21 protein-coding genes and 1 tRNA gene are annotated in these 23,870 nt (G+C 66.0%); 10 read left to right on the top strand and 12 right to left on the bottom strand.

What is annotated here, in order from left to right; genetic code table 11:
* The first annotated feature begins 76 nt into the window (after positions 1 to 76).
* Positions 77 to 466, top strand: a complete 390-nt coding sequence (locus M8312_RS07810) for a PaaI family thioesterase (protein ID WP_250117162.1) — start codon at positions 77 to 79, stop codon at positions 464 to 466.
* Here M8312_RS07810 and M8312_RS07805 read toward each other — a convergent pair.
* From M8312_RS07805 to M8312_RS07795, 3 genes are read right to left on the bottom strand one after another with little or no spacing between them, the layout of a single operon-like run.
* Positions 460 to 1,590 carry an acyl-CoA dehydrogenase family protein gene (locus M8312_RS07805; protein WP_284070163.1) on the bottom strand — a complete coding sequence of 377 codons (1,131 nt, stop codon included), beginning with the start codon at positions 1,588 to 1,590 and terminating at the stop codon, positions 460 to 462. The genes M8312_RS07810 and M8312_RS07805 overlap by 7 nt on opposite strands.
* A gap of 3 nt (positions 1,591 to 1,593) precedes the next feature.
* Entirely contained in the window at positions 1,594 to 2,757 is a 1,164-nt protein-coding gene (locus M8312_RS07800; RefSeq protein ID WP_250117161.1) for an acyl-CoA dehydrogenase family protein, read from the bottom strand.
* Positions 2,758 to 2,803: 46 nt separating this feature from the next.
* Positions 2,804 to 3,430 (bottom strand): hypothetical protein, encoded by a 627-nt coding sequence (locus tag M8312_RS07795; protein ID WP_250117160.1) that lies wholly within the window; start codon positions 3,428 to 3,430, stop codon positions 2,804 to 2,806.
* 102 nt (positions 3,431 to 3,532) lie between these two features.
* On the opposite strand from M8312_RS07795, the gene M8312_RS07790 reads away from it, so the two are divergent.
* The 5 genes from M8312_RS07790 to M8312_RS07770 all read left to right on the top strand — a co-directional run bounded on the left by M8312_RS07790 (position 3,533) and on the right by M8312_RS07770 (position 9,225).
* Complete coding sequence (locus M8312_RS07790) at positions 3,533 to 4,789, top strand: acyl-CoA dehydrogenase family protein (protein WP_250117159.1); 1,257 nt, start codon at positions 3,533 to 3,535, stop codon at positions 4,787 to 4,789.
* A gap of 92 nt (positions 4,790 to 4,881) precedes the next feature.
* Positions 4,882 to 5,658 carry an SDR family NAD(P)-dependent oxidoreductase gene (locus M8312_RS07785; RefSeq protein ID WP_250117158.1) on the top strand — a complete coding sequence of 259 codons (777 nt, stop codon included), beginning with the start codon at positions 4,882 to 4,884 and terminating at the stop codon, positions 5,656 to 5,658.
* 2 nt (positions 5,659 to 5,660) lie between these two features.
* Positions 5,661 to 6,440 carry an SDR family NAD(P)-dependent oxidoreductase gene (locus M8312_RS07780; RefSeq protein ID WP_250117157.1) on the top strand — a complete coding sequence of 260 codons (780 nt, stop codon included), beginning with the start codon at positions 5,661 to 5,663 and terminating at the stop codon, positions 6,438 to 6,440.
* A 15-nt stretch (positions 6,441 to 6,455) separates the two neighbouring features.
* Positions 6,456 to 8,513, top strand: coding sequence for a 3-hydroxyacyl-CoA dehydrogenase NAD-binding domain-containing protein (locus tag M8312_RS07775; protein ID WP_250117156.1), 2,058 nt, complete (start codon positions 6,456 to 6,458; stop codon positions 8,511 to 8,513).
* A gap of 79 nt (positions 8,514 to 8,592) precedes the next feature.
* Positions 8,593 to 9,225, top strand: a complete 633-nt coding sequence (locus M8312_RS07770; RefSeq protein WP_250117155.1) for a cytochrome b — start codon at positions 8,593 to 8,595, stop codon at positions 9,223 to 9,225.
* On the opposite strand, the gene M8312_RS07765 is transcribed toward M8312_RS07770, so the two are convergent.
* From M8312_RS07765 to typA, 4 genes are all read right to left on the bottom strand, one after another.
* Complete coding sequence (locus tag M8312_RS07765; protein ID WP_250117154.1) at positions 9,222 to 10,394, bottom strand: MFS transporter; 1,173 nt, start codon at positions 10,392 to 10,394, stop codon at positions 9,222 to 9,224. The two genes, M8312_RS07770 and M8312_RS07765, sit on opposite strands and share 4 nt — an antisense overlap.
* A 37-nt stretch (positions 10,395 to 10,431) precedes the next feature.
* Positions 10,432 to 10,944, bottom strand: coding sequence for a response regulator (locus tag M8312_RS07760; protein ID WP_250117153.1), 513 nt, complete (start codon positions 10,942 to 10,944; stop codon positions 10,432 to 10,434).
* Between the two features lie 193 nt (positions 10,945 to 11,137).
* Positions 11,138 to 11,836: a cell wall hydrolase gene (locus M8312_RS07755; protein WP_250117152.1), complete on the bottom strand. Its 699-nt coding sequence runs from the start codon at positions 11,834 to 11,836 to the stop codon at positions 11,138 to 11,140.
* Positions 11,837 to 12,141: 305 nt separating this feature from the next.
* Positions 12,142 to 13,965: a translational GTPase TypA gene (gene typA / locus M8312_RS07750; protein ID WP_250117151.1), complete on the bottom strand. Its 1,824-nt coding sequence runs from the start codon at positions 13,963 to 13,965 to the stop codon at positions 12,142 to 12,144.
* 108 nt (positions 13,966 to 14,073) lie between these two features.
* Here typA and M8312_RS07745 point away from each other — a divergent pair, with 108 nt between their 5' ends.
* Complete coding sequence (locus M8312_RS07745) at positions 14,074 to 14,310, top strand: plasmid stabilization protein (protein ID WP_250117150.1); 237 nt, start codon at positions 14,074 to 14,076, stop codon at positions 14,308 to 14,310.
* Positions 14,311 to 14,419: 109 nt separating this feature from the next.
* On the opposite strand, the gene M8312_RS07740 is transcribed toward M8312_RS07745, so the two are convergent.
* A tRNA-Gln gene (locus M8312_RS07740) sits at positions 14,420 to 14,493 on the bottom strand.
* 141 nt (positions 14,494 to 14,634) lie between these two features.
* On the opposite strand from M8312_RS07740, the gene M8312_RS07735 reads away from it, so the two are divergent.
* Positions 14,635 to 15,693 carry a Ppx/GppA phosphatase family protein gene (locus M8312_RS07735; protein WP_250117149.1) on the top strand — a complete coding sequence of 353 codons (1,059 nt, stop codon included), beginning with the start codon at positions 14,635 to 14,637 and terminating at the stop codon, positions 15,691 to 15,693.
* Positions 15,690 to 16,346, top strand: coding sequence for an RlmE family RNA methyltransferase (locus M8312_RS07730; protein ID WP_250117148.1), 657 nt, complete (start codon positions 15,690 to 15,692; stop codon positions 16,344 to 16,346). The genes M8312_RS07735 and M8312_RS07730 overlap by 4 nt, the downstream gene beginning before the upstream one ends.
* A gap of 237 nt (positions 16,347 to 16,583) precedes the next feature.
* Here M8312_RS07730 and M8312_RS07725 read toward each other — a convergent pair whose 3' ends face one another.
* Together M8312_RS07725 and M8312_RS07720 are read right to left on the bottom strand one after the other, a co-directional pair.
* Complete coding sequence (locus M8312_RS07725) at positions 16,584 to 17,126, bottom strand: biliverdin-producing heme oxygenase (protein ID WP_250117147.1); 543 nt, start codon at positions 17,124 to 17,126, stop codon at positions 16,584 to 16,586.
* A gap of 1 nt (position 17,127) precedes the next feature.
* Positions 17,128 to 19,746 carry a histidine kinase dimerization/phosphoacceptor domain -containing protein gene (locus tag M8312_RS07720; protein WP_250117146.1) on the bottom strand — a complete coding sequence of 873 codons (2,619 nt, stop codon included), beginning with the start codon at positions 19,744 to 19,746 and terminating at the stop codon, positions 17,128 to 17,130.
* 246 nt (positions 19,747 to 19,992) lie between these two features.
* Between M8312_RS07720 and M8312_RS07715 the strand changes: the two genes are divergently transcribed.
* Positions 19,993 to 21,744, top strand: a complete 1,752-nt coding sequence (locus M8312_RS07715; RefSeq protein ID WP_250117145.1) for an aspartyl protease family protein — start codon at positions 19,993 to 19,995, stop codon at positions 21,742 to 21,744.
* Here the strand turns inward: M8312_RS07715 and M8312_RS07710 are convergent.
* The gene (locus M8312_RS07710; protein WP_250117144.1) at positions 21,741 to 22,460 is read right to left on the bottom strand and encodes a DsbA family protein; all 720 of its coding nucleotides are present in this window, start codon (positions 22,458 to 22,460) and stop codon (positions 21,741 to 21,743) included. The two genes, M8312_RS07715 and M8312_RS07710, sit on opposite strands and share 4 nt — an antisense overlap.
* Positions 22,457 to 23,827, bottom strand: a complete 1,371-nt coding sequence (locus tag M8312_RS07705) for a M48 family metalloprotease (RefSeq protein ID WP_502957396.1) — start codon at positions 23,825 to 23,827, stop codon at positions 22,457 to 22,459. Before M8312_RS07705 ends, M8312_RS07710 begins: the two co-directional genes overlap by 4 nt.
* Positions 23,828 to 23,870 lie beyond the last annotated feature (43 nt).

Here is a 23,870-nt window from a genome sequence, read left to right as displayed (position 1 = left end):
GCCTGAGGTCAGCGGATGGACGCAGCGTTAGGCCGCCGATTGCCTTGCGCCGCTTCATCCTCTTAGGGTTTCATCGATGACCGTGCTTCCGCCCTATGCCGCGTTGCTCCGCCTCCACTCCGAGGAGGTGGATGGCGGCTTGCGCTTCGTCATGCCGTGGCACGATGACGTAATGGGCCGGCCGCAGATGCTGCACGGCGGGGCGATTGCCGGGCTGCTCGAGTTCGCCGCCTTCGCCACATTGCGGCGCGCGCTCGCGGCGGAGGATGGCACGATTCCGACGATGAAGCCCATCACCGTGACGGTGAATTATCTCCTCGGCGGGCGCGATCGCGAGACCTATGCCGAAGCGATTGTCGAGCGGCTTGGCCGGAATGTCGCCAATGTTGACGCATTCGCCTGGCAGGATAGTCGAGCCACGCCGATCGCAACGGCGCGGATCAATTTCCTGCTGGAACGTCAGTAGCCGGCTAGCCGCGCCACTTCGCCGGCGTGGAAACGCCAGTCGCCGAACAGCCGGTCGAGGACCGCCTGCCGCTTCATGTAGAAGCCGATGTCATGCTCGTCGGTCATGCCGATGCCGCCGTGCATCTGCACGCCTTCCTGGACGCTGAGCGCCGCAGCGCGGCCGGCCTTCGCCTTGGCGACATGGACCATGAGCTCGGCCCGGTCGGAGCCGGCGTCGAGCAGTTCGGCCGCCTTGTAGGCAGCGGCGCGGGCGATCTCGATCTCGCTGAACAGGTGGGCGGCGCGGTGCTGGAGGGCCTGGAACTCGCCGATCAGCTTCCCAAACTGCTTGCGCTGCTTGAGATAGTCTGTGGTCATGTCGGCCGAACCCGCCGCGACCCCCACCAGCTCCGCGGCCGAGCCGGCGCGGCCGGCGTTGAGCGCGCGGGACAGGGGCGCCCAGCCATTGTCGACCTCACCCACCACCGCGTCGGCATCCACGACGACGTCGTTGAACGTCAGCCGCGCGGCCTTGCTGTGGTCGGCGAGGGTGACGTTCTCAATGTCGAGGCCGTTGGCGTCCCGCTCCACCGCGAAGAGGGTGACGCCCTCGCGCTCTCCCACCGAACCGCCGGTCCGTGCCGCAACCAGGATCACGTCGGCGGACGCGCCGTGGACCACGAATTGCTTGGCCCCGCTGAGGGTGAAACCGTTGCCCGAGCGGGTGGCGGTCGTCGCGACCGCGCCGGGCCGATGATGCTTGCCTTCGTCGATCGCCAGTGCGGCGACAGTGTCGCCCGCGAGAATGCCTGGGAACCAGCGGTTCCCCTGGGCGGTGCCTTCGAGTGCCCGCGCCGCAGCAACGGCAGTGGTCAGGAAGGGCGAGGGGGTCAGGTTGCGGCCGACCTCCTCGAGCACCAGCGCTGCCTCGGTCGCGCCGAGACCCAGGCCGCCGTTGTCCTCGGGAATGGCGATGCCGGTCAGGCCGAGCTCGGCGAACTGCTTCCATAGGCCGTGTCCAAAGCCGTCTTTGCAGCCGGTGTCACGCCAGTGGCGCAGCTGCTTCTTGATCGTGCCCTCCTCGGCAAGGAAGGACTTCGCCATGTCGTGTAGCTGGCGCTGGTCGTCGGTCAGTAGGGTCAACGCTTACGCTCCCGGAAGACGGAGGATGTGCTTGGCGATGATGCCGAGCTGGACTTCGCTGGTACCGCCCTCGATCGAATTGGCCTTGGTGCGGAGCCATTCGCGAGCCGGTTTGCCCTTGCGGGTGCGCTCGCTCTCCCATTCCAGCGTGTCGGAGCCGCCGCCGGCCATGATCAGCTCATGCCGCTTCTTGTTGAGCTCGGTACCTGCATATTTCATCATGCTCGGCATCGCCGGGTGCGCTTCGCCGGCCTTGAGCTGGTCGATGAACCGCTCGCTCATTGCCGCGAAGGCCAGCGCGTCGACATCGAAGGCGGCGACTTCGGCGCGGAGGGCCGGGTCGTCGATTTCGCCAAGCGTTTTGCCGAGCAGGGCAGTGCCGCCGCCCAGCCCCATGCCGCTGATCATCTCACGCTCATGCCCGAGGAGATACTTGGCGACGTCCCAGCCCTTGTTGACCTCGCCCACGACCTGATCCTTGGGCACCTTCACATTGTCCATGAAGGTCTCGCAAAAGGGCGAGTAGCCGCTGATCAGCAGGATCGGCTTGGTTGATACGCCTTCCGACTCCATGTCGAACAGCAGAAAGCTGATGCCACCGTGCTTCGACTCGGTGCTGGTGCGGACTAGGCAGAAGATCCAGTCGGCCTGGTCGGCGTAGCTCGTCCAGACCTTCTGGCCGTTGACGAGGTAATGGTCGCCCATGTCCTCGGCCCTGGTCTGCAGGCCGGCGAGGTCACTGCCAGCGCCCGGTTCGGAATAGCCCTGACACCAACGAATCTCGCCACGCACGATCGGCGGCAGGAATCGCTGCTTCTGCTCTTCAGTGCCGTACTTGAGCAGCGCCGGCCCGAGCATCGAGATGCCGAAGCTGTTGAGCGGATTGCGTGCGCCGATACGGCGCATCTCTTCCTTCAGGATCTTCGATTCGGCCGGAGTAAGGCCGCCACCGCCGACTTCCCTGGGCCAGTCCGGAGTTGTCCAGCCGCGCTGTGCCATCACTTCGAGCCAACGCTTCTGCGCGTCGGACTGGAACTTGAAGTTGCGCCCGCCCCAGCAGACGTCCTCTTCCGACTTCACCGGCTGGCGCATCTCGGGCGGGCAGTTCGCCTCCAGCCAAGCGCGGGTTTCCTCGCGAAACTGTGTCAGGTCAGCGGCTTCGGCCATGGTGCACTCCTCTTAGCGCAGCGATGCAACGGTCACGCCGCGCTCGTCAATGCGGGCCGGGGGGCAGGTCGATCTTGGCGATGTGCCAGCGGCGCTGCTCGGCCGTCGAGCCGTCGACATCGTTGACCCGGCGCAGCGTGACGGTACCCGGCTCCTCAAAGCGCTCACCTTTGTTCGTCACGCCGTAGCTCTTGATCGGCACCTCGACGTAGAGCGAGCCCGCCGCGCCTTCGATCCGGCCGGGCGCGTACACCTCGGCGTGATACTCGCGGTACTGCCGGTAAGGCGCGGCAAAGGTCGCGTCGGCTAGATCGCTCGACGGACCCCACAGCTTGTGCGCCTCCGCATACTTCTTCGCCTCGATCAGCGCATAATAGGTCTGCACGACATTGGCAGCGCCCTGCGCGCTAGTCGCGGTGAACGGCGCCTCGCTGACCACCTCGCGCTCCGGCTTCGCGGGAGCAGCCGGGGCCGCGGTGTTCGTCGGGGGAGGGGCCGGTGCGGGTTCGGTCCCGTTGGTCGGCTCGCCGGCGCCGCCGCTCCCGCCCGCCACGGCCGGCGCGTTGGCCGCGGCGACCTCGTCGGTCGTCACGTTGGCGGCGTTGCTGGTGGATGAGGACTGGACGGAGCAGGCGCCGAGCAGGCCGGCCCCCATGATCAGAAATTTGCGCATCACACGGAAACGAGCCGTCGGCACTAGCCGTTCCGACAGGCTGGCGCGGCGCCCGGCAATCTGACAGAGCGGCACTCAAGCGTCCCATTCGAAAGGTCCCCGATGGATTTCGACCTTACCGACCGCCAGGCTCATTTCCGCGACCGCGTTCGCGATTTCATCGACGAGCATGTCCGCCCCGCCGTCCCGGATCTGCAGGCCGAGCTCAACAACGGCAATCGCTGGCACCATCTTGAGGGACTGGAGCCGCTCAAGGCAAAAGCCAAAGCGGCAGGCCTGTGGAACCTGTTCATGCCACCGGGCGGCGCGCTTCAACATGTCGACGAGAGCTTTCCGTTCGAAGGTGAGCAGCTCTCCAACCTCGAATACGCGATGTGCGCCGAGGAGATGGGCCGGGTCGGCCACGCCTCCGAAGTGTTCAACTGCTCGGCGCCTGACACCGGCAACATGGAGGTGCTGCACCGCTACGGCACCCGTGCGCAGAAGGATCAGTGGCTTGCTCCGCTGATGCGCGGCGAAATCCGCTCCGCCTTTTTGATGACCGAGCCAGGCGTCGCCAGCTCCGACGCGACCAACATCCAGTGCCGGATCGATCGGGATGGCGCCGACTATGTCATCAACGGCAAGAAATGGTGGTCCTCCGGCGCTGGCGATCCGCGCTGCAGGGTCGCCATCCTCATGGGCAAGACCGACTCGGAGGCCCGCAAGCACCAGCAGCAGTCGATGATCTTGGTGCCCATGGATGCGCCCGGGATCACCATTGAGCGCTACCTCAGCGTTTACGGCTTCGACGATGCGCCGCACGGGCATATGGAAATCCGGCTGGAGAATGTGCGCGTTCCTGCCGACAACCTGCTGCTCGGCGAAGGTCGCGGGTTCGAGATCGCGCAGGGCCGTCTCGGACCGGGCCGCATCCACCACTGCATGCGCACCATCGGCGCGGCCGAGGAGGCACTCAAGCTGATGGTCAAGCGAATCCAGAGCCGGGTGGCGTTCGGCAAGCGGATCGCCGAGCACAGCGTCTGGGAACAGCGCGTCGCAGAGGCCCGGATCGAGATCGAGGCCACGCGCCTGCTGTGCCTCAAGGCTGCGGACATGATGGACAAGGCCGGCAACAAGGCCGCCAAGGCCGAGATCGCGATGATAAAGGTCAAGGCGCCGCAGATGGCGCTCAAGGTGATCGACGATGCCATCCAGGCATTTGGCGGCGCCGGCGTTAGCCAGGACACGCCGCTGGCGCACATGTGGGCTGGCATTCGCACGCTGCGGCTGGCGGACGGGCCTGACGAGGTCCATAACCGTTCCATCGCGCTGATGGAATATGGCAAGCATCTGCCCGACGATCCACAGGTGCCTTGAACCCTTTCTCCGCTCGTGCCGAGCGCAGTCGAGGCACGGGCGGCCAAGGGTCCCTCGACTCCGCTCGAGGCGAACGGACTGGAGGAGATTGCATGAATTCGTTGTTCGACCTTTCCGGCAAGACGGCCATCGTCACCGGCAGCTCCCGCGGGATCGGGCGCGCCATTGCCGAGGAGATGGCGGCGCACGGCGCGAACGTGGTGATCTCCAGCCGCAAGCAGGACGCCTGCGAGGAAGTGGCGAACGCGATCAACGCGGCAGGCAAGGGCAAGGCGATCGCCGTCGCGGCGTCGATCTCCGACAAGGAGGCACTACAGCACTTGGTCGACGAGACCCGTCGGCAGCTCGGACGAATCGACGTGTTGGTCTGCAACGCCGCGTCCAACCCTTATTTCGGGCCGATGGCCGGAATTACCGACGACCAGTTCCGCAAGATCATGGACAACAACGTCCTGTCCAACCACTGGCTGACCAGCATGGTCGCGCCGGAAATGCTGGAACGGGGCGAGGGGTCCATCGTGATCGTATCGTCGGTCGGCGGGATCACCAGCTCGACCGTGATCGGCGCTTACAACATCTCGAAGGCCGCCGACCTGCAGCTGGTCCGGAACCTCGCCGCCGAGTTCGGACCCAAGGGCGTGCGGGTGAACGCCATTGCACCCGGCCTGGTCCGAACTGACTTCGCGCGGGCCCTCTGGGAAAATCCCGAGATTCTCAAGCGGGTGACGGCCGTGTCGGCCCTCAAGCGTATTGGTGAACCGCGCGAAATCGCCGGGGCTGCGGTGTTTCTGGCGAGCCAGGCCGGCAGCTTCGTGACCGGCCAGACGCTGGTAGTGGACGGCGGCAGCACGTTCGGCGCGGGCTTCTGACCATGTCCGTCGAACCCGCACATCGTCACCATCCCCGCCTCGAAGGCAAGGTGATCGTCGTGACCGGAGCCGGATCGGGCATTGGCAGGGCCACGGCCCGCCTGTTCACCGACCATGGTGCCACTGTGATCGCCGCCGACCTGAGGGGTGCCGACCACCAGGCGGATGCGGGCGAGGAAGAGGACGTCAGTCGCCTCGTCTCCATGGCACGCGAGGAGCATGGTGCGCTGCACGGCTTCTTCGCCAACGCCGGCATCTCGGGCGGGCTGGACTCCATCTTCGAACAATCTGTCGGTGACTGGCAGGAGATCCTGCGGGTCAACCTGATCGGACCGTTCCTGGCGATCAAGCATGCCGCGCCGGTCATCAAGGAGCAGGGCGGCGGATCGATCATCTGCACCGCGAGCGTGGCGGGTCTGCGCTCGGGGGCGGGGGGACCGGCTTACTCCGCTTCCAAGGCTGGAGTGATCAGCCTGGTGAAGACCGCCGCGCAGCAGCTCAGCGGCTCCAATGTGCGGGTCAACGCCATCTGCCCCGGCCTCATCGAAACCGGCATGACCGAGTTCGTCTACGAACGCGCTCGCGCCAAGGGCATGGAGGACCGCTTGGGCCACCTGAATCCGCTGCGGCGTGGCGGACATCCCGAAGAGATTGCGCACGCGGCGCTATTCCTCGCCTCCGATGAGTCGAGCTACGTGAACGGTCATGCGCTGGTGGTGGACGGAGGTCTGTCTTCCTCCCACCCGTTCAATCGTCAGGATTACGGCCGCACGGCCATCTAAACCACGGAGACTTCAGTGACCTCGCCCATCAGCACGCAGAAGCACGGCCACGTCCTCATCGTCACCTCGAATAACCCGCCAGTGAACGCGCTTGGTGCGGCGGTCCGGCAGGGCCTGGTGGCGGCAATCGAGGAAGCGGAAGCGGCGGATGATATCGCTGCGGTGGTGATCCGCTGCGAAGGGCAAACCTTCTTTGCGGGCGCTGACATCACCGAGTTCGGCAAGCCTCCGATCATGCCGTGGCTACCGGAAGTGGTCGACCGCATCGAGAATTGCACCAAGCCGGTGGTCGCCGCGATCCATGGGACGGCGCTCGGCGGCGGGCTCGAGGTGGCGCTTGGCTGCCATTATCGGGTGGCGGTGCCGACGGCGAAGTTGGGTGTGCCCGAGGTGAAGCTTGGCCTGCTGCCCGGCGCTGGCGGCACGCAGCGGCTTCCGCGCGTCGCGGGCGTTGAAAAGGCGCTACAGATGACCACCAGCGGAACGCCGATCGGGGCGAAGGAGGCGGCGGACTGCGGGCTGGTCGACCGTATCGTCGAGGGTGACCTGCTTAAGCACGCGGTGGCGTATGCGACCGAGGTCGCCAACGTTCGGCCGCTGCCGAAGACCAGTGAGCGCCAGGACAAGGTGACCGGCGTTGACCCGTCGGTGTTCGACCAGTTCGTCGCGGCGAACGGCCGCACCTTCAAGGGTTTCGAGGCGCCGATGAAAAACCTCGAGGCCGTCCGCGTCGCTACCCAGAAGCCCTACGCGGAGGGCGTGATGGAAGAGCGCAAGCTGTTCATGGAGCTGATGAGTGGTACCCAGGCCAAGGCGCAGCAATATTTCTTCTTCGCCGAGCGCAAGGCGGCCAAGATCGAAGGTGTCGCCGAAAACGTGCGCCCCCGCGAGATCAAGCGGGTCGGCGTAATCGGTGCCGGCACCATGGGTGGCGGCATCTCGATGAACTTTTTGTCGGCGGGCATCCCCGTGACCATCGTCGAAATGGCGCAGGAAGCGCTCGACCGTGGCACGGGTGTCATGCTCCGCAATTATGAGGCGAGCGCCAAAAAGGGCCGCTTCACCGAGGCTCAGGTTGGCGAGTTCATGGGCCGGCTCAATCCGACTCTCGACTTCGATGCGCTGGCCGACTGCGACCTCATCATCGAGGCCGTGTTCGAGCAGATGGACATCAAGAAGGAAATCTTCGGTCGGCTCGACAAGGTTGCCAAACCGGGCGCGATCCTCGCCAGCAACACCAGCTACCTCAACATTGACGAGATCGCCGCCGCCACATCGCGGCCGCAGGACGTCGTCGGTCTGCATTTCTTCTCGCCTGCCAACGTAATGAAGCTGCTAGAGGTGGTGCGCGGAGCGAAGACCGCCGACGACGTGCTCGTCACCGCCATGGCGCTTGCCAAGAAGATCAAGAAAGTCGCGGTCGTCGCCGGCGTTTGTTACGGCTTCATCGGCAACCGCATGCTGATCCCGCGCCAGACCGAGGCGACCAAGCTGCTGCTGGAAGGGGCGACCCCGGCGCAGATCGACAAGGTGCACACTGACTTCGGCATGCCCATGGGACCATTCCAGATGGCGGACCTCGCCGGCGTCGACATCGGCTGGCACCGCGATCCGACTCGTATCGAGAACATCCGCGACGCGCTGTGCGCGCAGGACCGTTGGGGTCAGAAGAAGGGCGCTGGCTTCTACGATTATGACGAGAAGCGCCGCCCGTCGCCAAGCCCCAAGGTGCAGGAGATCATCGAGGACTTCCGGGCCAAGGCGGGCGTCACGGCGCGCGAGATCAGCGGCCAGGAGATCGTGGAGCGCACCCTCTACACCATGGTCAACGAGGGCGCGAAGATCCTGGAAGAGGGCATGGCCCAGCGCGCGTCTGACGTGGATGTGGTCTGGATCTACGGCTACGGCTGGCCAGTGTATCGCGGCGGCCCGATGTTCTGGGCCGACACCGAAGGGCTGACGAAGATCGTTGATGGCTTGAGAGCGCAGCAGGAGCGGATGGGGAAGGATTTCTCCTTCTCTCAGCTGCTGCTCGACAAGGTGGCGAAGGGGGAGAAGTTCACAGGGCGCTAAGCTGGCCTTTGGGCGGGGCGGCGGACCCGAAACCGCTGCTCATGCTTTTCGCTGGTGAAGCCAAGCAGGAGAATGGCCGATGGCCGAGACTGATGCCGTCCCGCAGGACCCGATCCGGCGCTATTCGAATGTGACAGTCGCCATTCACTGGACAACCGTCGCCCTTGTGCTGTTACAAATCTGGTTGGGGCTCAGCCTCGACGACCTCAAGGGGGCGGCGCGGGCGAACACGTTCGACTGGCACAAGACCATCGGTGTCACCATTCTGCTGCTGACGATAGGTCGCCTCACCTACCGCCTCTCGAACCCGCCGCCCGCATTTTCGCCCGACGTTCCCAGCTGGGAGCGCATCGCAGCCGTGTGGAACCACCGTCTCTTCTACCTGCTGCTGATCGGGCTTCCGATTGGCGGCTATGTCGCCGTGTCCGGCTTTGTAGGGGGAAAGCCCACCACGCTGGTCGGCGGGATCACCGTCCCGACGCTTCCGGGTATCTCGAAGCAGATGGGTGAGCTGGCCGGGGAAGCGCATGGCGCGCTTGCTTGGGGCCTGATCGCGCTCATCGCCGTTCACTTCCTGGCGGCCATGAAGCACCAGTTCATCAATCATGCGCCGGCAAGCGGACGGATGCCGCCGTTCCGCCCTCCGCATGGCGAGGAGACGGTCGTCGGCCAGGGCCACGGCGCTACTCCGATCGAGGCGGCACGGGCCTAGTCGCGCACCGCCTTGGGAAGGGTGAGCAGCATGAACCCTGCGAAGAAGGCGACCAGCGCGCTGGCGGTGAAGGTCGCCTCTGGGCCCTGCCGGTCCCACAACCAACCGGCACCAAGACTTGCCAGCAAAGTCGCGATCCCTGTCGCGAAGTGAAAAAGGCCAAACGCCGTGGCGCGCTCATCTACTGGAGCAACATCGGCGACCATTCGAGCAAACAGCCCTTGGGTTAGCGCCATGTGACCGCCCCACAGGAATATGCCGACGGCTGCCCAGGCCAGACCGCTCGTCTTGCCGAGTACCAAGTCCCCAAGGACCAGCAAGCCGATGCCAGCCGCCAATATGGTGCGCGGATCGAAGCGGTCGCTGAGCGCGCCGGCCGGGTAGCTCAGCAGCAGGTAAGCAAGATTGAAGAGCACCAGCGTGAGCGGCGCGAAGGTGAGGGACAGCCCCGCCTCGGCCCCCTTGAGGATAAGAAAGCTTTCCGAGAAACGCGCGAGGGTGAACAGCGACGCGACCAAGATCAATCGTCGGCAGGAGGGGTCGATGTCCCGAAAGCCGCTCAGCAGCGGCTGCAGCTTGCCAGTGTCGACGTGACGCGCGGGCTCCCGTAGGGCGAGCCAGGCTAAAGTGACGCTGGCCAGGCCGGGAAGCACCGCGATCCAGAAAACGGTGCGGACATTCTGGGCAAACACCCACATCAGCGCGACCGCGGCGAGCGGCGCCAGGAATGCTCCGACGGTGTCGAGCCCCTGGCGTAGCCCATAAGCCGCGCCGCGGATTTCGGCCGGCGTTTCATCGGCGACCATCGCATCGCGCGGGGCGCCGCGGATGCCCTTCGCAGTGCGGTCAACAAGCCTAGCGCCAAGCACGGTCAGCGGGGAGCCGGCGAGCGCGAAGAGCGGCTTGGTCGCGGCCGCAAGGCCATAGCCCAGGAGAATCCAAGGTTTGCGCCGCTGGTTACGATCGCTCAGGCGCCCAGCCGCCAACTTGGCGAATGCCGCGGTGGCCTCGGCCACTCCGTCGATCGCACCCAACATGGTCACCGACGCGCCCAACGTGACGGTGATGAACAAGGGCAGCAGGGCGTGGATGATCTCGCTGGACAGGTCCATCAGCAGGCTGACGAAACCGAGCACCCAAACGGAACGTGGAAGGCGCGGACGGGTCATGGACTCTGCCTTCCGGCAATTGACCCGACATGCAACCCTAGTGCGAGGTGCCGGTGATCCAGGCGCCGATACGTCGGCTGAACGACAGACGCTCGGGAACGAAGCTGGTCTGCTCCGTTGTCGCGGCCACGGGTGCCTCATCCGCTTCATAGAAAGTCAGGTTCTTGGGCATCCGCGGGCGCAGCGTCTCGCGGCCGCGCATCATGTCTTCGGCCATGGCCAAGGCACGGTGCACATCGTCGCCGGTGAATGGCTTCATCAGGCAGCCGAGCGCGAGGTCGGGCATCGGGAAACCCGGCGACTTGCCAGTGACGAACAGGCAGGGAATGCCAGCGCCATTAAGGTGCGCGGCGACCGAGAAGCCGGTGGTTCCGCGGGCCAGATGAAGGTCGATCAAGGCGAGATCCGGGTCCTCCCGGTCGGCGATGGCGGTCGCCCCGGCTGCATCCTCGGCCAAGCCGACGACACGGTAACGCGGATTGTCCTCGACTAGATACTGCAAGGTCGTGGCGAGCTGGCGGTCGTCCTCGACAATCAAGATCTTCAGCATCTCACCCCCCACGGTTCTGCCGCTGTGGATAAGCTTGCGGAAAACCCTGCGGATGAGAATCGTCCCGTCCCCGCATTATCGGCGAACCGACTCGTTAAAGCGCCGGAACGCTCTGGCCTGCCTAAAGGTAAACGCAGAATCAAGAAGGACGAGCCCTGCCAAGCGAGCCCTGCCCGAATTCAGTGCGGCTTTCTCAGGAACGATAGAAGATGTGAGCGCCGATCTTTTCGACCATGCTCAACCGGTGACCCCAGCCGGGAGCCACATAGTCGGCATGATACCAGAGAACGTCGTCAGGAAGCGCCTGCACTTGCCGGGCCTGCGCGATACGCGCGATCGACTGGGCGTACCCCCAGGCGGCGCTTTGCGTGTTGATGCGCGGAAACTGCCCGCCGCGCACAAAGCTGAACTGCGCCGGCTGCTTGACCACGCCGCAGTAGGTCGATGGATAGCGGCCAGAGCGCGCACGGTTGAGAACCACGTCCGCCACGGCAAGCTGGCCGTCGAACGGCTCACCCCGCGCTTCAAAATAGACGGCGGTGGCGACACAGCTTAGTTCCTCGTCGAGCGCCGGGCCGTTCATGTTGGCCCAGATCATGGGCCACAGACTTTCATGGGTAACGGCCGGTCGGACTGGTACGGCGCCGGCGGGAGGAGTGGTCACGCCGGACGCGGGCATCGCCCTCGTGCTGGGAAGAACGGCGACACTGGGAGTAGAGGGCGAAACGCTGACGGCCTTGACCGGTGTCGCAATCGAGTAAGCGGTGGTTGTGGCCAGCGGCGTCACGGCCGCGTTGGCAACCTCGGCAGCGGCTGGAGTGGCGCCGCTCATGGCCATGATGCAGGTTGTCACAATGGCCGAAGCACCGCCGGCCCCGAAGAAACGGGTCATTCTGTCTCGTATCTGTGCGGCGGGCCTCCGACTTCGGCCCGGGCTCCTCCACTGGGGAGGGTGCCGGCCTCGCTTCCGCCATCCGACTTGCCCTGGAGCGTGGCCTCGCCAACCGCTCACTCGCTCTCGAATTCAGTAGCGTTCAGATACGCGATGCCGCCCAAGCCACAACCCGACTAGCGGCGAACCGAGCCCCCGCCCGGACCAAAGGCAGGAACTTTCCCATTTTCAGACAGGGCGTTGGACGAGCCGAGCACCACCCGCGACGAACCGAAAACGGTCGTCGCGGGTGAATGCCGAATCGATCAGGCTGCCTCAGCCTTGCGCGAATGGCGCTTGCGCTCATGGGGGTCCAGGAACCGCTTGCGCAGGCGGATGGACGAGGGCGTGACCTCGACCAGCTCGTCATCGTCGATATAAGCGATCGCCTGCTCCAGCGTCATCCGCTTCGGCGGGGTGAGGCGAATGGCATCGTCCTTTCCTCCGCTCGCGCGGAAGTTCGTCAGCTGCTTGGCCTTCATCGGGTTGACTTCAAGGTCGTCCGTCTTGGCATTCTCGCCGACGATCATTCCTTCGTAGAGCGCCTCCTGGTGCCCTACGAAGAGGATGCCGCGCTCTTCCAGCGGACCGAGGGCGTAGCTGTTCGCCTCGCCCGCGCCATTGGAGATGAGCACGCCATTCTTGCGGCCTTCGATCTTGCCCTTGTGGGGACCATATTTCTCGTAGATTCGGTTCATGATTCCGGTCCCGCGCGTGTCGCTCAGGAACTCGCCATGGTAGCCGATCAGGCCACGCGACGGGGCCGAGAAGGTGATCCGGGTCTTGCCACCGCCCGACGGGCGCATGTCGGTCATCTCGGCCTTGCGGATCGCCATCTTGTCGATGACGGTGCCCGAATATTCGTCGTCCACGTCGATCACGACCGTTTCATACGGCTCAGTCTTGTTGCCATTCTCATCTTCGCGGAACAGCACACGCGGCCGGCTGATCCCCAACTCGAAGCCCTCGCGGCGCATCATCTCGATCAGCACGCCAAGCTGAAGTTCGCCGCGGCCAGCAACCTCAAAGCTGTCCTTGTCCTCGCTCTCGGTCACCTTGATGGCCACGTTCGACTCCGCCTCGCGAAACAGGCGGTCGCGGATCATGCGGCTGGTGACCTTCTTGCCTTCACGGCCGGCCATCGGTGAGTCGTTCACGGCGAAGCGCATCGACAAAGTCGGCGGATCGATCGGCTGCGCGTGCAGCGGCTCGGTCACCGACGGATCGGCAATAGTGTCGGCGACGGTGGCGGTCGTCAGGCCCGCGATCGAGATAATGTCGCCGGCCGAGGCCTCCTCGACAGGGACGCGCTCGAGCCCGCGGAACGCCATGATCTTGGACGCGCGGCCAGTCTCGACAATCTTCCCGTCGGGATTGAGGGCATGAATCGGCGCATTGGTCTTGATCGAGCCCGAGAACACCAGGCCAGTCAGGATGCGGCCAAGGAAGTTGTCGCGGTCGAGCAGGGTGACCAGGAACTTGAACGGTCCATCCGGATCCGCCGACGGCGGCGGGACATGGTCGACGATGGTGCTGAACAGGGGCGTCAAATCGCCCGAACGAACGTCGTCCGTGGTGCCGGCGTAGCCGTTGCGGCCGGAGGCATAGAGCACCGGAAAGTCGAGCTGCTCGTCATTTGCGTCCAGCGTCACGAAGAGGTCGAACACCTCGTCCAGCACTTCAGCCGCGCGGGCGTCGGGACGGTCGATCTTGTTCACGACGACGATCGGCTTGAGGCCGAGGCCCAAGGCCTTGCCGGTGACGAACTTGGTCTGCGGCATCGGGCCTTCGGCTGCGTCAACCAGCAGGATGACGCCGTCGACCATGGAGAGGATGCGCTCGACCTCACCGCCGAAGTCCGCGTGGCCGGGGGTGTCGACGATGTTGATGTGGGTGCCCTGCCACTCGACCGAGGTGCACTTGGCGAGAATGGTGATCCCGCGCTCTTTCTCGAGGTCATTCGAGTCCATCGCTCGCTCTTCGACGCGTTGGTTGTCGCGGAAGGTGCCGGACTGACGGAAGAGCTGGTCGACGAGCGTGGTCTTGCCGTGATCGACGTGGGCAATGATCGCCACGTTGCGAGAAGTCATTTGAATGTCCTTGGAAAAGTCGCGCCGCCCTTAGCGGAACTGCTGCAATGCAGCAACTCGCATCCCGTTTGGCTTTCTCGCGTTCATGAGCCGAGAGGAGAAATGATCATGCCGCAAGGAGACAAGAGCGCCTACACGGACAAGCAGCGCCGTGAGGCGGCCCATATCGCGGACGGCTACCTGAAGCGGGGCGTCAGCCGAAAGGAAGCGGAGGAGCGCGCCTGGCGCACGGTCAACGCCCATGAGGGCGGAGGCAAGGAAAACGGTTCGGGTCGAAAGTCGAGCCGGTCGGAAGCGGCGAAAAAGGGATGGGTCACTCGGCGGAAGCGGTCGGCTGGGAAGTAGGCGACACTGGAGTAAATCGGCTGCGCCGCCGGACCTGCTTGCTGGTGCAACCCGCCCACCGTCGGGCCGCGTCTCTTGAGAAGCTCCGCTATGCTCGGCGCTCTGGGAGTGGATGCCCGACGTGGATTCGAACCACGATTGACGGAGTCAGAGTCCGTAGTCTTACCATTAGACGATCGGGCAGCGCGCTTGCGGTGCGGGCGCCCACCTAGGTCCGGCCTTCTTGCCTGTCAACTTGCGGGGAGCGGCAACTTCCGCTTAAAACGGCGGCAAGTCAGCCGTTTGCCCTTGGGTGGCGGCGAAGGAAAGAAGACAGGCTCATTCATGGCGTCGATACCGGCTGCCAGTGCGCCGCAGCCCCGCCATTCGGGTGCAGCGGCCAACGCCAAGCTCCCGCCGACCGGCGCGTCACGCCACACCTACGCCGCGATTGATCTTGGCACCAACAACTGCCGGCTGCTGATCGCGCGCCCCAGCGACGACGGCTTTGTCGTGGTCGACGCGTTCAGCCGGATCGTCAGGCTGGGCGAGGGGCTGGCGAACAGCGGACGGCTGTCGGCGGAGGCGATGGACCGCGCGGTCGAGGCGCTCGGCGTGTGCGCCGACAAGCTGAGGCGGCGGCGGGTGAGCCTCGCCCGCTCGGTAGCGACGGAAGCCTGCCGGCGTGCCGCCAACGGCCGCGACTTCATCGAGCGGGTGCACCGCGAAACCGGCATCGCGCTGGAAATCATCCCTCCGCAGGAAGAAGCGCGGCTGGCCGTGCTCGGCTGCCACAAATTGCTGGAGCCGGGTGACGGACCGGCGCTGATCTTCGACATCGGCGGCGGCTCTACCGAGCTGGTGCTGGTGGAGCCGGGCGACGAAGAGGAGGGCGCGCCGCCGCGGATCAAGGCCTGGTGGAGCGCGCCTTGGGGCGTGGTCAGCCTGACCGAAAGCGAGGGCAGGGCCGCACTGGAGGGGCCGGACCGGGTGGCTGCTTACCGCCGCATGGTCGAGCGGGCACGGCACAGCTTCGCGCGCTTCGCCGAGCTGCTGCCGAGCGACGAGGAGAACATCCGCCTCCTCGGCACCAGCGGCACGGTGACGACGCTGGCCTCGGTCCACCTGGCGCTGCCGAGCTATGATCGGCGGGCGGTGGACGGGCTGCATGTGCCGATCGAGGCGATGCGCGAGATCAGCACCGCCATCTCGGAGATGGACGGCGAGGAGCGCGCGGCGCTGCCCTGCATCGGGGCGGAGCGCGCGGACCTGGTGGTCGCCGGCTGCGCGATCCTAGAAGCGATCCTGGATATCTGGCCGGCGGCACAGCTGGGGGTTGCCGACCGCGGGATTCGCGAAGGCATATTGCGCGCCCTGATGGCCCGCGACGGGTATGTCCTGTGACCCGGCTGAAAACCGCCAAGGGCCGCAAGGTCGGGTCGACCAAGTGGCTGCAGCGGCAGCTCAACGACCCCTACGTCAAGCGCGCCAAGGCCGAGGGCTATCGCAGCCGCGCGGCCTACAAGCTCATCGAACTCGACGAGAAATACAGCCTGCTGAAGGGCGTCAAGGCGGTGGTCGACCTCGGCATTGCGCCGGGCGGATGGAGCCAGGTGGTGCGCAAGAAGGCACCGCAGGCGCGGGTGGCGGGGATCGACTTCCTGCCGGTCGATCCGCTGGATGGGGTGACGATCCTGCAGCTCGACTTCACCGACGAGACCGCCGACGCGCAGCTGAAGGCGGCGTTGGGCGGCGAGGCGGACCTGGTGCTGTCCGACATGGCGGCGAACACCGTGGGCCATCCGCAGACCGACCACCTGCGCACGATGGGGCTGGTCGAGCTTGGGCTGGAGTTTGCCAAGGACGTGCTGAAGCCAGGCGGAGCCTATGTCGCCAAGGTGCTTGCCGGCGGAACCGACCACCAGCTGCTGGCCGAACTGAAGCGCCATTTCACCACCGTGAAGCACGCCAAGCCGCCCGCCAGCCGCAAGGATTCGAGCGAATGGTACGTGGTGGCGCAGGGGTTCAAGGGCCGGCCCGAAGCCGCCGCCGAGTAGCGCTTCGAAGCTGAACAAGTTTCCATGTTTCCCTGGTTCGGGTGTCGAACGGGCCCGAACTTCCTGAACAAGTTTCCAAGTTTCCCTGGTTCCCTGGTTGAACCGGGCAAGTTTCCGCGCTTCGGGGGTGTTCGACCAACGGCCGTTGGCGAGAGCTTGTCGTTGTCAAAGAAGCGGCTGTCCGCAGGCGCCAGACGAGCAGCCCAAATCCTATTGTTCAAGCCTGCCCACGCGCGCTCAGGCGGTCAGTTGCTCGCCGAGCGTTGTGAAGGTGCGCCGGGCGGCGGCGACGGACGCGTCAAGCTCGTCCGCGCCGATCGCGTGGTCGAGACGGGCGCGGAGGCTTTGCCATCGCTGAGCAGTCTGCTTGCCGTAGCCGCCGTGAAAGGCAGGTTCGAAGCCGAGATGGCCGCGAACGTGCGCCGCGATCAGAAGCCCGCCGAGCGTCGAGCCTTCGAGCACGTAAAGCGCCCCGAGCGCCTCCGCCTGAGTGGTGAAGGGGTAGAGCGGAGCTTCGTGCCCAGGGCCGACCGGCCGCCCGAGCGCCGCCAGATCGCGTTCCAGCAGCGGCAGCTTGCGGCGCTCGTCGAAGAAGAGCGGGTCATCGACCGCTTCGGCCAGCGCCGGCTCCCAACCCGAATAGAAGCCCTGCAGCCGTTCCAGCCAATCGGCGTAGGACTGGCGGTCGGCGGCGCGGGACTGCCAGTCGAGAGCCTCCTCGATCCGATCGTGCTCCGCGCGGGTGCGTTCGCGCAAGGTGTTGGCGATACCCGCCGGCACGTCAGGTGCGTACCGTGAAGCAGGCACCCTGGCGGCGATCGGAAATCACCTCGAGTTCGCCGTCGATCTGCTTCAGAAGTGCGCGGATGACCCGCATGCCGAGCCCGCCGCCCTCGCGCTGGCGCGTCTCCCAGTCCGGGGCGAGGCCTTCACCTTCGTCGCAGACGGTCAGCGTGAGCTTGCCCGGAGCATCGCCGCGCAGCGTGAGCGATACCGGCCCGGTCTTATCGCCCGGATAGGCGTATTTGATCGCGTTGGTGACCAGCTCGGTCGCAATCAGGCTGACCGCCACGGCGGTCGAACTCGGCACCATCAACCCGTCGTCGACGTCGACTTCCACCATGTCCTCGCGGGCGAGCACGCCGTGGGTGAGGTCGCCGCACAGCTGGCGAAGGGATTCGCCCAGGTCGACCTGCTGGTCTTCGCTGGCCTGCAGGCTGTTGTGCACCCGGGCGACGCTCATCACCCGGGCATAGGTGTCCTGGAACGCTGCCTTGGCGTCTTCGTCGGCAACTGCGCGCGACTGCAGGAGCATCACGCTGGCCACGATCTGGAGCGAGTTCTTGACCCGATGGTCGATCTCGCGCGCCAGCAGGTCCTTCTTCTCGAGCGCGTCGGCGAGCTCCTGCCCCGTGTGTCGCAGCTCGGCGATGGTGCGCCCCTGACGGAGTGCCACGCCGTCCACGGCGGCGGCAAAGGCACTAGCGGCGTCGACCTGCCAGTTATCCCAGCGTTCGGACTGGCCAGCGCGCTCCTCGACCCAGCGCTCGAAGGAGCGGCGGGGAAGGATGGTGCCGGTGGTCGTATCTGCCAGCACGGTCTTGTTGGGATCGCCGCCCCACACGACGGTGGAGGCGATTTCCGGCTTGAACCAGAGGAGGAGATTGCTGCGATCCGCGTCGATGAACACGGCGAGAAGCCCGCTGGCGACTGCGCGCCACGCCTGGGCGTCGGGCCAGTGCGCGGAGAGGTCGGCGGTCGCGAAGGAGCGGGTGTCGGAGGAGACGGCGCCGCGAAGCCAGTCGGCGAGGGCGCGAAGCGACGGTTGGTCGGGGGTTTGCCCGACGGTGGCAACGCGGTCGCCGCTGATGACCGCCGCGCCACTGCTTCGGAACAGCCGGCTGAGGCCCGGCCCCTTGTCATCCGGTGGAGCGAGCGTCGCGACGAAATCGTCGGAGCCGGCCAGATCGCGCAGCAACTCGTTCTGCTGCTGGAGGCCGAGCTGCTGCTCCCGCCAGGCGCTGCTGGTGGCAAGTTCGTGAACGCGCAGGGCGAAGGCGTCGGTCACCAGGGTGGCGAGGGCGCGGGTCTGCGGGGTGACGTAATGCGGTCGGCGGCAATGACCGATGACAAGGCCCCACAGCTTGCCATCGACCACGATCGAAATCGACATCGACCCGTTCACGCCGAGGTTGCGCTGATATTCGAGGTGGATGGGCGACAACGCCCGCGAATAAGCAAGGCTGAGGTTGACGGGCGCGTTGCCCGCCTCGGGGCGAGCGACCAGGGTCGCGGGCACGGCGTCGCGATCGATCACGAAGCGCGCGGGCGCGTTGACGTAGAGGGCCCGCGCCTGCGCCGGAATGTCGGAAGCGGGAAAGTGCAGGCCGAGCAGGGAAGGATAGGCGTCCTCGTCCCGGCACTCCGCGAGCGCTTCGCCGTTCCAGTCCTCGTCGAAGCGATAGACCAGCACCCGCTCAAACCCCGTCATGTCGCGGATGTGGCGGGCACATTCGCCGGCCGCCGTGTGGAGGCTATCGGCGGCGCGGATCTGGCGGACCGCGTCCAGCGCCTCATCGGCCGAGGCCTCCGCGAAATCGCCGGGGCGGGCGGGGAGCAACTCAATCTCGAGGATGAGGTGGCCGTCGTTGAGGTGGGCGGCGACGGTGAAGTCGCGCTGCTCCGGGCCGAGCGGAGCCGTCAACCGCCACGGTCGCCCGGGAACGGCCTGCGCCTGGCTGGAGACGACGGACGCGAGCCCCGCCAGAACGTCGGCCGGGAACAGTACATCGGCCGGGGCGCCGATCACCGCCGTCGGCGGAAGGCCGAGCGCGTCGGCGATATTGTCACTGCAGGCGACGACCTCGAGCGTTGCGGGATCGAGCACGACAGTGGCGGTGTGTGGTTGGACCGCGCCGGGAATATGGATGGGCTCCAGCGCGCAGACGTCGGAATCGACCGGTTCTGCCCGGACGCGGCGGTCGACGGCATCCGCCGCGACGCTGCTGGCGCGGCGCTGAGGGCTGGAGTTGAGACGGCCGAGTTGGTGGATGGTGAGCCAGTAACGGTCGGGCTCGGCCGCAGCTCGCATCGTAACCTCGACTCGCGCCAGTTCATCGAAGCCGAAGACGAAGCCGAACACCGAATGGAGGTGGCCGCGGCGGACCCCGTCGAGGAACCGGCCGCGGAACGCTGGCAGGTTGGTGCAGGGCGCGACGTCGCGGAAGAAATCGCGGCCCATCACCCGCTCGGGCGCGCGGCCCGAAAATCGGCTCTCGGCCGCATTATATTTCCGGATGGTGCCCTGACCGTCGAGCTGGATGACGCCAAACGGCAGCGCATCGAGTTGCTCGTCGCCGAGGCCGTCAAGCGGGACTTGGGCCGTGTCACCGTGAACCAACAAACTACCTCGCTGCGTACGGAGCGAGAGCATGCTTATTGGAGAAAACGCCAACAAAGCTCAGGCGACCGAGGACCCCCCTGAAGCGGACACATACTTCGCTTTGGGCGGCTGGCAAGCCACAACGGACGGGAATTGGCTGGCTTCCGGTAAGGCGTAGCGCATTGTAACTGTTGTTAAGTTCGTCCGGATGGCTAGGCTCGCTTCGGGCGGCCAGTGTCCCGCGAAGCGGTCGGTGGAGGGTTCATGCGTCTGCGTATTCGATTGGCGTTCGGAACGGCGGCGCTGGGCTGTTCCACCATGGCCGGCGCGGCCTGCCACCTGACGCAATATTTCGAACTGCCGATCACAATGGTCGGCGCCCGGCCGCTGGTGAACGCCAAGATCGATGGACGCGATGCGCGGTTCATCCTCGACAGTGGCGCCTTCTTCAGCACGCTGTCACCTGCCACCGCCCAGACCTTCAACCTCAAGCTGAACGATCTTCCGCCGGGCTTCTACCTGCGCGGGATCAACGGCTCGGCCAGTGCGAGCCTGACCACCGTCAAGCGGTTCACGGTGGGTGGAATCGACATTCCCAACGTGCAGTTCATCGTCGGCGGAACGGACATCGGACAGGTCGGCCTGCTGGGGCAGAACCTCCTTGGGCTGTTCGATGCCGAATATGATCTTGGCCATGGCGTCGTCCGGGTGCTCAAGCCCAGCGGCTGCAAGGTCGAGGAGCTGGGCTATTGGCCGAGCGAGCAGCCGCTGACGATCATCCCGATCGAGGAGCGTTCGGCGAACCAGAGCCATACGATCGGGACCGTGACGCTGAACGGCGTTCGGCTCCGCGCCCTGTTCGATACCGGAGCGCCAAGTTCGCTGCTGACCATGGCGGCGGCGCGGCGGGCGGGGGTCACTCCAACGAGCCCGGGGGTGGAGGCAAGCGGACCGGCGACGGGCCTTGGCACCAGGACGCTGCGGAGCTGGATGGGCAAGTTCGACAGGCTGCAGATTGGGGGCGAGAGCATTCCGCATCCGCAAATCCGCTTCAGCGAGGCCCAGTTCAGCAATGCGGACATGCTGATTGGCGCGGACTTCTTCCTCACTCACCATGTTTATGTCGCCAACAGCGCAAACAAGATGCTGATCACCTACGAAGGCGGCCCTGTGTTCGGAATCGCTCCGACGGGCGCGCGGCTGGCGAATGGCGAGCGGCTCGACCTGACGGACCGGGCAGCGGTGCCGACCGACGCCGAAGGGTTCGCCCGGCGCGGGGCGGCGCTGCTAAGCAAGCAGAAGGTGGCGGAGGCGCTGGCGGACTTCGACAAGGCGGTGGCGTTGGCTCCGACCAACGCCGGCTTCCTTCGCCAGCGAGCGACGGCGCGGATGGTCAATCGCCAGCCTCTGCTGGCCGCGGCCGACCTCGACAAGGCGCTGTCACTCGACCCGAACGACACGGAAGCGCGGCAGATGCGGGCGGCCATGAAGCTCGTCGGGCGCGACCCGCAGGGCGCGGCGGAGGACCTGCGGGCGCTCGACCGGATCCTGCCGGCGGCGGCGGGGCAGCGGCTGCAGCTGGCCGGCATGGCCAATGCCGCCGAGCAGCCCGAGCTGGCGCTGACCAACTACGACGCCTGGCTCAAGACGCATTCGGAGGACGCAGCGCGGCCGTCCGCGCTCAACGGGCGCTGCTGGGCGCTGGCGCAACTCAACCGTTCGCTGGACCAGGCGCTGAGCGACTGCAACGCGGCATTGAAGGCACGGCCGAACACGGCGGCGTATCTCGACAGCCGGGCGCTGGTGCGGCTTCGACAGAACAACCTGCCGGCGGCGCTGGCCGATTATGATGCCGCCATCCGGCTCAGCCCGAGGAACGCGTGGAGTTTGCTGATGCGCGGCTTGGTCAAGCGGAGGATGGGCGACGCAGCAGGTGGCGAGGCGGACCGGGCCGCGGCCATGGCGATCACGCCGGCCGCAGCGGAGCGAGCCGCCAAGCTGGGGCTCGTCAACTAGGACTTGGCGGCGCGGGCGGCGGCGATGGCGGCTTTGAGCGAGTCGTAACCGACAGCACCGTTCAGCACCTGATTGCCGACCACGAACAGCGGCGTGCCGGTGGCACCAAGCTCGGTCGCGAGCTGGTAGTTGCGCTTGAGCTCGGTCTCGAACTCGGGGCTTTGAGGAATCCCGGCCGGGATGCCGGCAGCCTGTGCGGCCTGGGTCAGCGTCTGCTGGTCCGGGCGGCCGGCGGCGTAGAGGGCATCGTGGAACTGGGTGAACTTGCCGGCCTTGCTGGCGCCCAGCGCCATCCGCGCGGCGGCGACGCTGCCTTCGCCGAGAATCGGGAAATCGCGGTAGACGATGCGTAGCTTCGGATCTTCCTTGAGCAGGCGATCGAGCACCGGGAGCGAGGCTTTGCAGTAGCCGCAGGCGTAGTCGTAGAATTCGACCAAGGTGACGTCCGGGTTGGCGGCGCCCTGCCAAGATGAGCCAAACGGCGTTTCGAGTGCGGTCCGGTTGGCCGCCAGCGTTGGTGCATATTGCCGCTGCTTGAGGCTTTCGGAGGCGGCGATCAGCATGTCCGGGTCGCGGGTCAAGGACTGGCGGACATAGCGATCGAACCAGCCGGCGTGCGCGCCGAAAGCAAGGACGAGGAGCGTCAGGAGCGTGCCCCCCAATGCTCCGAGGAGGGCGGCGGGGAGCGGTGACGGCGCCCGGTTCGGTTCGCTCACTTGCTTCGATTGCCCTTCTTGTTCTTGTCGACTTCGGCGCGTGACACCATGGCGATATCCTGCGCCCGAAGATAGTCCGGCGTGCCCGGCGGAATCCCACGCATGGCGGTCTCGGCGCTGACCAGCGCAAGCTTGGGATCGCCTTCGAGATTGTAGCGCTCGGCCGTCGCCAGGGCGGCGCGGGCGAGGTCGCCCTTATGCTCGTAGACCATGCCGAGTTGGTACCAGGCGAAGGGATTATCGTTGTCGCGGTTGACCGCGGCCTTGAGCACCCGCTCCGCCTCCGGGTAATTGCTCTCCTGCTCGGTCGCGATGAGGGCATGGCCGAGCATGGCCGCGATCATCGGCTTGTCGGGGGCGGCGGCGACCGACTGGCGAAGCGGTTCCAGCGCGTCCTTGGGCTTGCCCGATTCGAGCAGGACCTGGCCCTTGAGTTCGAGAAAGTAGGGATCGCCCGGCCGGGCCTTCAGCAGGGCGTCGGTCTCGGCCAGCGCCTGATCGCGAAAGGCCTGCCGATGGTAGGCGTAGGCCCGAGCATAATGGGCCGGGATGGACTGGTCGCTGGGCGGATAGGAAGCGAGGACCGCCTGCGGTTCGGAGATGAAGCCGATCAGTTTGGCGCGGACCCGCTGGAAGCGCTCTTCCAGCTTGGGATCGGTACGCTGAGTCCAGGCCGGGTCCTTCTGGTAAAGGGTCTGGAGTGTCTGGATGCGTTCCGACGAGAGCGGATGGGTCTGGCCGTAACTGTCGGTCTTATACTGCGCCAGGCGATATTCCTGGTTCTGCAGCTTTTTGAAGAATTCGAGGCTGCCGCGCCCGCTGATCCCAGCCTTGCTGAGGTAGGAGGCGCCGGCGAGGTCGGCGCTGGTCTCCTGCGTCCGCGAAAAGGACAGGAAGGTGCCTTCGGCGGCCTGCTGCCCGAGCGCCATGGCGCCCATCGCCGCGTCGCCGCTGCCCGCTGCGAGCGCCAGCCCACCAAGCACGAGGCTGAGGATCTGGATGGCGGTTGCCTTGCGGACGCCTTCATAGACCCGGATGGAATGGCCCCCCGCGACGTGGCCGAGCTCGTGCGCGATTACGCCCTGGAGCTGGTTGGCGTTGTCCGCGGCCGTCAGCAGGCCCGAGTGGATGTAGACGGTTTGGCCGGTGGCGACGAAGGCGTTGATCTCGGGGTCGTTGATCAGGACGACCCTGACCACCTTGGGATCGAGCCCCGCCGCCTGGATCAGCGGTCTGGACAGGTCATTGAAGAGCGCTTCGGATTCGCTGTCGCGAAGAATGGCCTGCGCCGCAGCCGGCTGGGCCGCGGCAAAGGACAGGACCAGGGCCAGCATCAGCCAGCGGGCGAACAGGGTCAGGCGTCGCATGGAGCGCCTCTGAGAGGGCTGGGCTGAATGGGCGGTGAAAGGA

This window comes from Sphingomonas sp. KRR8, from assembly GCF_023559245.1.
In the GTDB taxonomy this organism is placed as follows: domain Bacteria; phylum Pseudomonadota; class Alphaproteobacteria; order Sphingomonadales; family Sphingomonadaceae; genus Sphingomicrobium.
This window is presented reverse-complemented; position numbering and strand designations above follow the sequence as displayed.